This is a genomic window from Gordonia sp. VNK1 (assembly GCF_040049135.1).
Lineage (GTDB): Bacteria > Actinomycetota > Actinomycetes > Mycobacteriales > Mycobacteriaceae > Gordonia > Gordonia oleivorans.
In genome coordinates, this window is record NZ_JBDZDJ010000013.1 from 123030 (window position 1) to 135153 (window position 12124).

General features: G+C 69.1%; 12 protein-coding genes. 6 read left to right on the forward strand and 6 right to left on the reverse strand.

What is annotated here, in order from left to right:
- Positions 1-73 precede the first annotated feature (73 nt).
- Positions 74-799: a DUF6474 family protein gene (locus tag ABLE94_RS16775; protein ID WP_348807170.1), complete on the reverse strand. Its 726-nt coding sequence runs from the start codon at positions 797-799 to the stop codon at positions 74-76.
- A 175-nt stretch (positions 800-974) separates the two neighbouring features.
- On the opposite strand from ABLE94_RS16775, the gene ABLE94_RS16780 reads away from it, so the two are divergent.
- On the forward strand, positions 975-2672 hold the full coding sequence (locus ABLE94_RS16780) for a TM0106 family RecB-like putative nuclease (RefSeq protein WP_348809322.1): 1698 nt from the start codon (positions 975-977) through the stop codon (positions 2670-2672).
- Here the strand turns inward: ABLE94_RS16780 and ABLE94_RS16785 are convergent.
- The gene (locus ABLE94_RS16785) at positions 2652-3485 is read right to left on the reverse strand and encodes a hypothetical protein (RefSeq protein ID WP_348809323.1); all 834 of its coding nucleotides are present in this window, start codon (positions 3483-3485) and stop codon (positions 2652-2654) included. The genes ABLE94_RS16780 and ABLE94_RS16785 overlap by 21 nt on opposite strands.
- Before the next feature lie 285 nt (positions 3486-3770).
- Here ABLE94_RS16785 and ABLE94_RS16790 point away from each other — a divergent pair, with 285 nt between their 5' ends.
- From ABLE94_RS16790 to ABLE94_RS16800, 3 genes are all read left to right on the forward strand, one after another.
- Positions 3771-4322, forward strand: coding sequence for an XRE family transcriptional regulator (locus ABLE94_RS16790; protein WP_425476225.1), 552 nt, complete (start codon positions 3771-3773; stop codon positions 4320-4322).
- A gap of 68 nt (positions 4323-4390) precedes the next feature.
- On the forward strand, positions 4391-4897 hold the full coding sequence (locus ABLE94_RS16795) for a hypothetical protein (protein WP_348807166.1): 507 nt from the start codon (positions 4391-4393) through the stop codon (positions 4895-4897).
- Positions 4888-6117, forward strand: a complete 1230-nt coding sequence (locus ABLE94_RS16800) for an MAB_1171c family putative transporter (protein WP_348809324.1) — start codon at positions 4888-4890, stop codon at positions 6115-6117. Before ABLE94_RS16795 ends, ABLE94_RS16800 begins: the two co-directional genes overlap by 10 nt.
- Before the next feature lie 31 nt (positions 6118-6148).
- Here ABLE94_RS16800 and ABLE94_RS16805 read toward each other — a convergent pair whose 3' ends face one another.
- From ABLE94_RS16805 to ABLE94_RS16815, 3 genes are all read right to left on the reverse strand, one after another.
- Entirely contained in the window at positions 6149-6910 is a 762-nt protein-coding gene (locus ABLE94_RS16805) for an SDR family NAD(P)-dependent oxidoreductase (RefSeq protein ID WP_348809325.1), read from the reverse strand.
- Positions 6911-7004: 94 nt separating this feature from the next.
- On the reverse strand, positions 7005-7751 hold the full coding sequence (locus ABLE94_RS16810) for a TMEM165/GDT1 family protein (protein WP_348809326.1): 747 nt from the start codon (positions 7749-7751) through the stop codon (positions 7005-7007).
- A 116-nt stretch (positions 7752-7867) separates the two neighbouring features.
- Entirely contained in the window at positions 7868-8389 is a 522-nt protein-coding gene (locus ABLE94_RS16815; protein WP_348807162.1) for a peptidase, read from the reverse strand.
- Between the two features lie 175 nt (positions 8390-8564).
- Between ABLE94_RS16815 and ABLE94_RS16820 the strand changes: the two genes are divergently transcribed.
- Positions 8565-10763: an ABC transporter ATP-binding protein gene (locus ABLE94_RS16820; RefSeq protein ID WP_348809327.1), complete on the forward strand. Its 2199-nt coding sequence runs from the start codon at positions 8565-8567 to the stop codon at positions 10761-10763.
- Positions 10760-11509 carry an energy-coupling factor transporter transmembrane component T family protein gene (locus tag ABLE94_RS16825; protein WP_348809328.1) on the forward strand — a complete coding sequence of 250 codons (750 nt, stop codon included), beginning with the start codon at positions 10760-10762 and terminating at the stop codon, positions 11507-11509. The genes ABLE94_RS16820 and ABLE94_RS16825 overlap by 4 nt, the downstream gene beginning before the upstream one ends.
- Positions 11510-11595: 86 nt before the next feature.
- Here ABLE94_RS16825 and ABLE94_RS16830 read toward each other — a convergent pair whose 3' ends face one another.
- Positions 11596-12051: a hypothetical protein gene (locus tag ABLE94_RS16830; RefSeq protein WP_348809329.1), complete on the reverse strand. Its 456-nt coding sequence runs from the start codon at positions 12049-12051 to the stop codon at positions 11596-11598.
- Positions 12052-12124: the final 73 nt, after the last annotated feature.

The window sequence follows — 12124 nt, forward strand, 5'->3', positions numbered from 1 at the left end:
GCGTGTCACCGGGCCTTTCACCCGATCCTAGAGGACACCGGAGCGTTGCCTGGCAGCCGCACGCGCGGTTCGGTCAGGCCCGCACACCCAGGCGTGCCAGGATGTCGGCGTCGATGGCGCCGAGCTCATCCTCGATCGCGCGGTGGGCGGTGCGGCGCTGTCCGGACGACATGGCCTCCGACGCCTCCACCGCGATCGACAGGTTGTCCAGTCGCCCGCCCATGGTGTCGACGAATGTCTTCGCATCGTGCGAGGTGTCCTGAGCGGACACCTTCTCCAGCGCGGACCGGGTCGAGGCGATGCGGGCGGCCAACGGCGCACCGTGACCCGAGTACTGGCGCAGCAATTCGGGCGAGACACCGGCACGATCGGCCTGCAGGGAGGTGATCCGGCCGCGTCCGGCCACCGCCGCGCGGTAGACGATCGGCGCGACGATGGGAGCCACCAGCCGCGCAACGGTGAGGTACCGACGAACACTGGCCGGGCTGAGGGGACGTGCGTCGGCGGCGGCCTTGGCCTTGGCGGCGACCGTCTTGGTCTCCGCCTCGGCGACCTTCACCTGGGCTTTCGCCACCTTGCGCTCGGCCTTGGCGGACTTGCGCGCCACCTTCTCGGCCACCTTGGCGTCGGCCTTGCGTTCCTTGTCGCGGAGCTTGCGTTCGGCCTTGAGCCGGGACTTCTCCGCCTTGCGACGGTCCTTCGACTCGAACTTCGCCTCGAGCTTGGCCTTCTTCTTCAGCGCCTTGGCCTCGGCGCGACGCTGAGATCGGCTCTTTCCGTCGGACGAGAACACACCCATCAGGGACCTTTCGCTGCGGACTGCCGGTGGCCGGTTCACCCGGGTGCCCGCGGAGGGGCCGGACCGGTGGTGACGTGAACCCGATCAAGCATTGCATAGGCTCGGGAGGAGGCGGTGGACAGGAAGCCAAAACACCCACGGCCGCCCGATCACGATGAGGAGAGGTGGTGAGGGGGTGAGGCCGGCCATCCTGCATGCGCGCGACCTCGCCGGCTGTGAGCACCGGCTCGCCTTGGATGTGTCGCATCCGCAACTGGCCGCCGACCGTCCCCGCACCGCCGAGGCCGTCCGACGCACCGAGGCCGCCAACTCCCACCGCGACCGGGTCCGCGATCTCCTGCGCGCCATGCACAGCGATCAACCGCCGGGCACCTTCGTCATCATCGGGCCGGAACGCACATCCGAACGCGTCGCGGCGACCCTGCGGGCCTGCGCCGACGGGGCGTCGTGGATCTGGAATGCCACCCTGCCCACCGACGTCGACGGCGGCCGGCGTGGCCACTCCGAACTCCTGGCGCGCGTCGGCGACGGGTACCTGCCGGTCATCGTCGTCAACCATCGTGTGTCCTATCCGGCGAAGGTGCGCCGAGACCTCACCCCCGACGCCACCCCGTTTCTCACCAGTCCGTTGTGGGGCTGGCTGCCCACCCACGATCCGTACCGCACCGGGCGTAACCATCGCCGCGATCAGATGCGATTGGCGCACCTCACCCAGATGCTGCTGGATCTGGGACTGGCACCGTCGGGTGACGAGTCGAGGTTGCTCGGCGGTTCCATCGGGCTGGATGCCGATTGCATCGTCGTCCACCGGACGGGGACGCTGCTGCGCGAGTACCGGGAGGTGTTCACCCGCCGTCAGGCGGTGGCCTCCGGCGACGTGCTGACCGCCGCCCGCCGGGTCTCGGAGTGCCGGAGTTGCCCGTGGTGGCCGCGCTGCGAACCCGAACTCGTGCAGCGTCGCGATGTCAGCCTGGTGGCGTCGGGAAATCAGGCTGACCTGCTCGTCGAGTCGGGGGTGACCACCATCGACCAGCTGGCGCGCCACCGCGGTCCGGCGCCGCAATCGTGGCCGTCGAACATCGCCTTCGACGATGCGGTGTCCACCGCGATCGCCTGGCTCGCCGACATCCCCCTCATCCGTCGTGTCGAGGAGCCGCAGGTGCGCCGCGCCGACGTCGAGGTCGACGTCGACATGGAGAGTTACGGCGAGGACGGCGCGTACATGTGGGGCACGCTGCTCACCGATCGCGTCGAGAGCGACCGGCCGGTGATCTACCGTGCGTTCGTCACCTGGCAGCCACTGCCGACCAGGGATGAGGCGCGCTCATTCGCCGAGTTCTGGACCTGGCTCATGGCCGAACGTGCCGGCGCCCACGCCCAGGGCAAAACGTTTGCCGCATACTGCTATTCGCAACAGGCCGAGAACCGGTGGCTGCGGTCGACGGTCGACCGGTTCGCCGACGCCGACGGCATTCCGCCCCGGGCCGACGTCGAGGACTTCATCGCCTCGGACGAGTGGGTGGACATCTACGAGGCGGTGGGCGCGAACTTCGTCTGTCCACAAGGCAAGGGACTCAAGCGCATTGCGCCGGTGGCCGGCTTCACCTGGCGTGACGCCGAGGCCGGTGGTGCGGCGTCGATGGACTGGTACAAGCGGGCCGTCGGACTCGACGGTGTCGATGTCGACCTCTCCCAGCGTGATCGGTTGCTGGAGTACAACGAGGACGACGTCCGGGCGACGAAGGTGTTGCGCGAGTGGATGGTTGAGCCGGCTGCCCGGGCATTGCCGTTGCGCGACGACCTGCTGGCGTTTCGGCAAAGCGGATCCGATTCGCGCACAACGGCGTCGGACTCACACGCGCATCGAGCGTAGGGCCTCGAGGAAGGGTCCGCTGCCGATCAGTGCGACGGCACCCAGCAGCAGGAGCAGGCCGGGCGCGACGTCGCCGAGGAAATCGCGCACGCTCACCAGCGCCACCGATGTGCCGGGCGCGGCCTGCGGGACGTGAGGGGTGGGCCCCGACGTGCCTGCAGGTGTGACGGCGGGCTCGCCGGCGGTCGCGGGTGCGGGATCGGCCTGCGGTGCCGGAGGGTTGATGCCGGCCGACGGCGCGGCGGTCACCGCGCCGTTCGGTGCCGCCGGGGCCACCCGGGGCACGGCGACCTGGGGGGCTTGGGGTGCGGCGGCCGGACCGGTGGCGGGTGCGCCGGGATTGGCGGCGCCGGGATTGCCCGAGCCGGGATCGGCGCCGCTCGGACCGGGGGTGGCCGGTCGTCCGGGTGCCGACCCGAGGTTCGCCGACGGCACCGTCGTGGTCGGCAGGGTGGGTACCACGGCACCCGCACCTCCGCCTGTGCCGTGCCCGCTGCCACTTCCGGCGCCGGGCCCGCCCGGGGTGACCGTGAGGCCTCCCGACGAGGTGGTCGTGGTCGGATCGGTAGTGGTCGGGTCGGTCGTGGTGGGCTCGCTGGTGGTGGTCCCGGTCGACGGTGTGGTCGTCGGCCAGTGGTGGCCACTTCCCGGACCCGTGCCGGTGCCGGTCCCGGTGCCGGTCCCGGTGCCACTGCCGTGGCCCGGCGAGTCATGCCAGGGGTGTGCGGCGGCCAGGCCGACGCCGGGTCCGAGCGTGAGGGCGATCGTGGCGGCGCCGAGCAGTCGCGTCAGCCGCAGTCGTCGTCCCGCCACGAAAACCCTCTCCGTCCCTCGTCTGTTCATCATCGTTCGTTCATCGCCGGTTCACCCGACGGCGGCTTTCGTCTCTGCGTGATCACGGTGCGATCACAGCGCGATACACGCCCGGTATCAGAAGTGTGACCAACAACACAGTAACGTCAGCCGCGCTGGCAGTGGCCTCGCTCTGCGTATGTATGCGGCCGTCGGGTAATTATTGATGATAGCGGCCGTTGCGCGCGATCCAGTTTGAGGTATTTAATGTTTGCACATGCAAGCTTTAGTTTCGGAGAGTAGATGATGACCACTCGAGGGGATGACATGTCCACAGATCGTGCGACAGGATCCGAGCGACCGGTCGATACCGACCCGGGACTCTTCGCCCGCCGGCTCGAGGAACTGTTCCGTACCGTTCCCGGACCCAACGGACGCGCCTACAGCGCCAAGGCGATCGCGGCGCGATCCACCGAACGTGGATTCCGCCTCGGCGAGTCCTACCTCAGCCAGCTGCGCTCGGGGAAGGCCAAGTCGCCGTCGTTCCGCACGGTGGAGGGCATCGCCGCGGCGTTCGGCGTCGACGTCCACTACTTCCTGGAGGATCGCGCGGCCCAGCGCACGCGCGACGAGATCGACCTGATGCGCCTGCAGGCCGACACCAACGTGCAGCTCGCCGCGTTCCGTCTGGCCGGGCTGTCCAGCGATTCGGTGACCGTCGTCAACGAACTCATCAAGGTGCTGCGCGAACAGCAGGGCCTGCCGAAGGATCCGCCCGACATCGTCGCCGCCGGACTCACCGAGGACCAGGGTGATGCGCTGCTGCGAGTCGTCGGCGGCAAGGAAACCCAGGACTGACGATCGGCTTCGGTAACCGCCGTCGGCCTTCGCGGAAACCTTCGTCGCAGGCGGGGGACGGTTCGGTGATGCGCAGTCGCCGGGCCATGTGGTCGCTGTGCAGGTCGACGCTGAGTGGCCTCGACCTCGACCTCCCGCTCGACGTGGATCAGCTCTGTGAACGCCACGGACAGCGGCGGGGTCGTCCGATCCGCGTCGTCGCACATCCCCTGCCGGCCGGCGTCCCCAACGGGATCTGGCTCGCGGCCGAGGACGCCGACTACTTCTTCCATCAGGCGAACACCACCCGCTGGCATCGCGATCAGATCGTCATCCACGAGTTCGCCCACCTCATCGCCGGGCATCAGATGCTCAGCGATCTGCCGACCGTGATGGCCGGGCTCAGCGCCGCCGACACCGAGGCGACGTTGCGGCGCACCTGCTACGACGATGTCCGCGAGGCGGAGGCCGAGACCATCGCCTCGATGATCCTCACCTGGGCCGCCGAGGCCAATGACGGCGTCGGGCGCAGCGCATCGGATACCGATGTTCGTGGACTGCAGCGTCTGCTGGGAGGCCACAAGGGATGGCTGTGATGGCCGCGCAGTGGACGGCGGCGGCCGCGACCGTCAACGTGCTCGCCGTGGTGGTGTTCGTCTCGGCGTTGTGCTGGCGGCTCGATCAGATCCGGCGGTCCGGCGGCGGACTGCAGGCGGTGGCGATGACGATCTCGGTGGCGGCCCTCACCCTCGCATTCGCGGTCTCCAACGCGTCGGCGGCGCGCACCCTCGACGACGTCGTGTTCGCCGGGGCCGCCCGGGTCGCGCTGTACGGCCTGCTGGCGATCGGGGTGGCCGGTCTGATCGTCGTGTTCTTCTATCCACGCGATCGGGTGACGCGGGAACGCCGCGCCGGAGTCGAGGCGGTTCCGCTGGTCGCGGCGCTGGTCGGGCTGCAGGTCAGCCTCTACCTGGTGCCGTCGGACATGCGCACCGCGTCGATGAGCGAATGGACCCTGACCAACTGGGGTTACGCGGCGTTCTATCTGATCGCGACCGGGTATCTCGCCTACGGGTTCCTGGCCTGCCTGCGCAGCGTCTGGCAGTACCTGGCGCTGGCGGACGGCTATCTGCGGCACTCGTTGTCGATGTTGATCGGCGGGCTGGGGCTGCTCGCCGTCGCCGCGATCACCGAGATCGTCTACGTCCTCGGAAACGCGAGCGGACTGGTGCACCTGCAGGGGCTGTTGACCGCGAGCCGGGTGATCGCCGTTCTCGGCGTCGTCGGATTCCTCCTCGGCATCAGCTACCCGATGGTGCAGGCGCGGTGGCGTGAACTCGCCTCCCGCCGACGGCGGCGGAATGCGGCGCGCCGGCTGCTGCCGCTGTGGACGCTGGTGACCGACGCGGTGCCCGAGGTGGTGCTGCCGGGCACAGATGACTTGTCGCCCACCGCATTGCTGCATCGCCGCGTCGTCGAGATCCGGGATGCGCTGACCCAGCTCAGTCCGTTCCTCCCGCCGGTCTTCGACTATGCCGAGGCCGACGTCGCGGCCCGGATGATCCGGCGAGCCGTCGACGAACGGCTGGCGCAGGGACCGCGGGCCGGTGCCGTGCGCCACCTGCTGCCGGCCACCTCCGACACCCTCGAGGGTGATGCCGAACCGCTGCTGGCCGTCTCCGAGGCGCTCGCCGCCGAGACGATCACCTCCGAGACGATCACCACCGAGGCGACCACCTCCGAGGCCGTCACACCCGTTGTCGGGGAACAGGATTCACCCGACATCGCGGTGCGGGCCCGCCACCGCAAGGGGTAGCGGGCCCGCACCGGGTCGGCGTGTTCTCGCCTCAGCGCGGTGCCATCCGCAGCGCACCGTCCATCCGGATCGTCTCGCCGTTGAGGTAGTTGTGCGTGACGATGAACTCCGCGAGCTGCGCGTACTCGGTGGGCTCGCCGAGTCGCTGCGGGAACGGGATCGCCTCGGCCAGGGTCTTCTGGAACTCGGGGGTGATGCCCGCGAGCATCGGGGTGCTGATCGTCCCGGGGGCGATCGTGCACACGCGCACACCGACCTGCGCCAGGTCGCGCGCGGCGGAGATGGTCATCGCGTGCACACCGCCCTTGGATGCGGCGTAGGCGATCTGACCGATCTGGCCCTCGAAGGCCGCCACCGACGCGGTGTTGATGATGACGCCGCGGGCGCCGTCGTCGTCGACGGGTGCTTCCTTCTGCATCTGGTTGGCGGCCAGGCGCATCACGTTGAACGTGCCGACCAGGTTGATGTCGATGACCTTGCGGAACAACTCGAGGTCGTGCGGACCCTTCTTGCTCAGGATGCGCGAGGCCCAACCGACGCCGGCGCAGTTCACCGCGACACGCAGTGGGGCGCCGGACGCGGCGATGGTGTCGATGGCGGCCTGGACCTCGTCCTCGCTGGTCACATCGGTGGCGATGAGCGTGACACCGCCCACGGGCTCGGCCTTGTCGATCGACGGCTGCAGGTCGAGGCCGAAGACCTCGGCGCCTGCGGCGGCGAAACGGGCGGCGGTGGCGGCGCCGAGGCCGGAGGCGGCGCCGGTGACGATGACGGAGGAGCCGGAGACGTCCATCGGGTGTCCTTTCGGGGAGTCGGCCGAGCGTTCGCTCGGTACCCCGTCACCCTAGACAGTCGCCGGCCGGCCGCTCATCCCGACCCTGCCGCACTCAGTGGCCCGGCTCGTCCCCGCCCGGTCCTTCGCCGTGCGCGTGTGCGAGCACCTGCTGGGCCTCGTCGAGTCGGGCCCGCACCCGCCGGCGATGCACCCGGTGGATGTAGACCGAGCCGACGCCGATCAGCACGACGACCGCGGTGACGGTGCCGACGATCACCGGGGTCGAGGCCACCGACAGGCCTTCGTAGAGCAGCCAGGCCGCGAAGACGAAGAACAGTGCGGCCGCACCGAGTGCGATGGTGCGTTCGGGGAGGTGCTTGCCGAGGACGGCGCCGACGGCGATGGCCAGCGCGTCGGCGGCGACCATACCGATGGTCGATCCGATCCAGACGCCGAGCCAGTTGTTGTCGGTGGCCAGGGTGATGGTGGCCAGCATCGTCTTGTCGCCGAGTTCGGCGAGGAAGAACGACGACATCACGGCGAAGAACACCGAGGCACCCACGCGGTCGGCCTTGCTCTGCTCGTCGTCGTCGAGGTCGTCGCCGCGCAGGGTCCACAGGCCGAAGATCAACATCGCCAGACCGCCGACGATCGAGATCAGATCCGACGGGATCGACAGGCCGAGGAAATGGCCGAAGAAGACCGACACCGCGTGCACCGCGGTGGTGGCGACGGTGATCGCGGCCAGCACGATCCACCACTTGTAGCGCAGGGCGTACGTCATGGCCATCAGCTGCGACTTGTCGCCGAGTTCGGCGACGAAGATCACGCCGAAGCTCAACAGGAGGGCAGCGATCATGAAGGCCAGGTTAGACAGCCCTCAGTGATGTGTGCAACGTCTCGCTGATCCGTATTTATGCAGGTAGGGGACTCAAAACCAGGAGTTAGGGTGCCCTGAAAAACAGATCCGGATGCTCACGCCGCGAGCAGCATCGCCAGCACCGCGGTATCGGGGTCGGCGTTGGGATCGATCCCCACCTTGTTGCGCAGCGTCACCACGGTTCCGTCGGCCTCGGCCTCGGCCCACCCGGCCCGGTGCTCGAGGCCGAGTTCCGGCAGTCCCGGCAGCAACACACAGCCGGAGGCGACGTCGGCGCATTCCGGCAGGGACGGACGGGTCCGTGACGGCGGATGCAACATGAACAACGCCGGCGGATTGGTGAGGAAACGCCCGGCCTCGAGGAAACTGTCGTCGACGACGTTGCCCACGGCCACCATCATCCCGACGGTCTCGGTGTCGGCGTCGTCGGGATGCTCCTCGACCACCCCGAAGATCGTGGTGGTGGGCAGGAACCCGGGACGGCAGGCGATGCGGACCGAGGCGACGAGCGTCTGGGTCCATTCCAGCGTCGATTCCGGCCAGCGACCGGAGATCAGGATGCCGTTCAGTTCACCTTCCTGGTGAACGGGTGTGAGTCCGATGGGGATCGACTGCATGGTGTCTCCCTTCCGCGCAGGTGACGAGCGAACCGGATGCGAACGACCGGTGGAAAAAGAATCCACCCTGCCCCTGCGCCGGACAACTCGAAACACCGGATGTGACGGTTCTTTTACATCGCGCGGCGCAGGACTCTCCGGCAGGTACGTCGGTGGGCACAGGCACACTGGACGGGTGCGAAGAAAGACCGATACATCGTCGACGGGGTCGGCCGGTGTGCGTGGACCGTTGCGGCCGGTGGAGATCGCCACGATCGCGATCTTCGGCGGACTGGCCGTCGCCGCGGTCGTGGTGGCCGCGGTCATCCCGCTGGCCAGTGCCGTCCGCGTGCTCGCCCCGGTGCCGCTGGCACTGATCGCGGCGCGAACCCGCCCCCGTGCCATGGTCGCCGCGGCGGTGGCCAGCACCGGTGTGGCCTTCGCGATGGCCGGGTCGGGTGCGGCGTTGTCGGTGTTCGGGTCGGCGGTCCTCGGCGGCATCATCGGCGAGATCAAACGTCGCGGTCGGGGCGTGCCGACGATGCTGGCAGCCGCACTGGTCACCGCACCCCTGGTCACCGCGGTCACCGTCGGTGTGTTGTTCCTGCTCAAGCCGCTGCGCGAGCTGGTGCTCGCCGCGATGCGCAACAGCATGGAGGGATTCGGCCGATGGGTCGCCAGGGTGCCGGGCCTGAGCGGAGTGGGCGATTTCTTCAAGGGGCTGGGCACCAACATCGCCGACTACTGGTGGGCGTGGGTGCTGATCTCGGGGACCGTCGGGACCTTCATCACCATCGTCGTCGCCTGGTGGATTCTGGGTGCCATCATCGCCCGGTTGGCCGATGTGCCGAGCGAGGACACCCTCGACGCCGGTGACGCCGCCGGCTCCGGGGTCGACTCCGCGGTCGGTTCCGGGGTTGTCGCGCCCGTTCCGATGACGCTGCGCGACGTCGAGTTCGCCTACGAGGCGGGCGGTCGGCGCATCCTGCGCGGCGTCGACCTCATCATCGAGCCCGGTGAGTTCGTGGCCGTCGTCGGGGCCAACGGTTCGGGGAAGTCGACGCTGGCCAAGGTGCTCGCCGGGCGCAGGCCGTCGGCGGGTGCGGTGATCCGTCCCGGGCTCGCCGGCCTGGGTCGGGCCGGCGGCACCGCGATGGTGCTGCAACGCCCGGAGACCCAGATGCTGGGCTCGCGGGTGGCCGACGACGTGGTGTGGGGTCTGCCACCGGAGACCGAGGTGGATGTGGATGCGTTGCTGGCCGAGGTGGGTTTGGCCGGACTCGGCGAGCGGGAGACCTCGGACCTGTCCGGCGGTCAGCAACAGCGTCTCGCGATTGCCGGTGCGCTGGCCCGCGATCCCGCGCTGTTGATCGCCGACGAGGTGACCTCGATGGTCGATCCGGTCGGTCGGGAAGAGATCATGGCCCTGCTCACCGAACTGCCCCAACGACGCGGCGTGGCCGTCGTGCTGATCACCCACCGGGCGTCGGAGGCGCGGTCGGCCGACCGCGTCATCCACATCGTCGACGGCCGGGTGGCGCCGACGCCGCCGGAGTGGATGGCACCGGAGGCCCAGCGCGTCGAGGCACTCCCGGAATCCATCGGCGACACCCACGCCATCCGCAGTCGCCGACCGCTGTTGCGTCTGGCCGGGCTCGGACACGTCTACCTCGCGGGTTCACCGTGGGAGGTGCGGGCGCTGCATGACGTGTCGCTGCACGTCGATCGCGGCGACGGACTGCTCATCGTCGGTGGAAACGGTTCGGGCAAGACCACTTTGGCGTGGATCATGGCCGGACTCATCGCCCCTACCGAAGGGTCCTGCGAACTGTTCGTCGACGACGAGTGGCAGAAGGTCACCGACTCGGTCGGCGAGGTCGGGCTGGCCTTTCAGCATGCACGGCTGCAGATCCAGAAGCAGAACGTCGGCGACGAGATCATGGCCGCGGGCGGTGAGAAGGTCGGCACCACCGAGGTGGCCCGCGTCCTCGAGGCCGTCGGATTGCCGAGGTCGATGGCCGCGGCGCGGACCGACTCGCTGTCCGGCGGTCAGATGCGGCGTGTGGTGCTCGCCGGGTTGCTGGCGCGCACCCCGGAGATCCTGGTGCTCGACGAACCGCTCGCCGGGCTCGACCCGGGTGCGCGGACCGAGGTGATCGGGGTGCTCGCGTCCCTGCGGCAGGCGGGGATGACGATCGTGATCATCTCGCACGACTTCTCGTCGTTGGAGCAGGTCTGCGACCGGCGGGTGCATCTGGTCGGCGGCGAACTCACGGCCGGGGGAGAAGAGATGCCCGGGGGACCGGATGGTGCGGCCTGGCCGGTGCGTGGCGAGGGGATGAACGCAGAGGGGATCAACGCAGAGGGGATCAACGCAGAGGGGACGATCGAATGACGATGCGGACGGTGCCGCTGCGGCAGGTGCCCGGCGATTCGGTGATCCACCGCCTCTGGGCGGGGACCAAACTGCTCGTGGTGTTCGCGCTGAGCGCGATGACGTGGGTGCTGCCGTCGTGGCCGGCGTTGGGCATGGTGGCGGCGGTCCTGGTGATCACCGCGCTGCTCGCCGGAATCCCGTTGGGCGCCATCCCCCGACCGCCCTGGTGGTTCTGGGGACTGATCCTGGTCGGCGCCGCGGTCAACGCCGCGGTCGGGCTGAATGCGGTGGTGATCTTCCTGCGGGCGACGGCCCTCGGGCTGGTGTTGCTGGGGACGTCGATCCTGGTGATCTGGACGACGCCGTTGGCCGAGGTCGCGCCCGCGGTGGCCACCCTGATGCGACCGCTGCGATGGCTGCGGCTGCCCGTCGACGAGTGGGCGGTGTCGATCGCGCTGTGCCTGCGTGGTCTGCCGATGCTCATCGAGGAGCTGCGACTGCTGCGTGCCGCGCACCGGCTGCGGCCGACCGCCCCCGCCAACTCCGGGCATCCCGCCGCGGAGATGGGCATCATCGACATGGTGGTCGCCGCGATGAGTTCGGCGCTACGACGCAGCGAGGAGATGGCCGAGGCGATCACCGCGCGCGGCGGCACCGGTCGGCTGACGGCCTACCCGTCGCGGCCCCATCGTCGGGACTGGGTGGTGCTCGCGGTGATCGTGGTGGCGTGTGCCGCGGCGATCACGGCGACGGTGGTGTGGTGAGCGTTCGGGTGGATGGCGCCCGGTGACGACTCAGGGTGCCGCACGCGGTGAGCGTGCGACACCCTGAGGCGTGAGTCGATGTCAGATCAGGCGGGGCAGTGCACGGTGTAGTCCCAGTCGGTGCTTTCCGTGGTGTTTCCGTTCACGACGACGGTCACGTAATCGGCGCGCCCAGCGGGTACCGCTACGGTGACTGTCTTGTCGCCGCGGGTTCCGACATAACCGTTGGTCGAGTACAGCGACCGCCCTTCATAGAAGACTTCGACCTGGTCCGGGACGGAGTAGGTGTTGTACGTGAATTCGAAACTGGTCGGACCCGTTCGGCCCAGGGTATGGCCGGTACGAGTCTCGCCTCCGTGTCCTGCTTTTGTGGCCTCGTTGCATTGCTGCGTGGTCTCGGGAGCCGGCGCAGCCGACGTTGGCGGGTGGCTGTACGCCGGATCATGTGTACCGCCGGCGTTGGCCACAGCGGGGGTGGCCAGGGCGAGAGCGGCGGCGGACAGTGCGGCCGCGGACAGGACGCGCATTCTGCGAGAGGTCACGGAATCTCCTTCGAGGACATCAGGTGTCGGGGGACAGCAGTGCGACGTTAACCGCATGCCGCACGACCCCGAT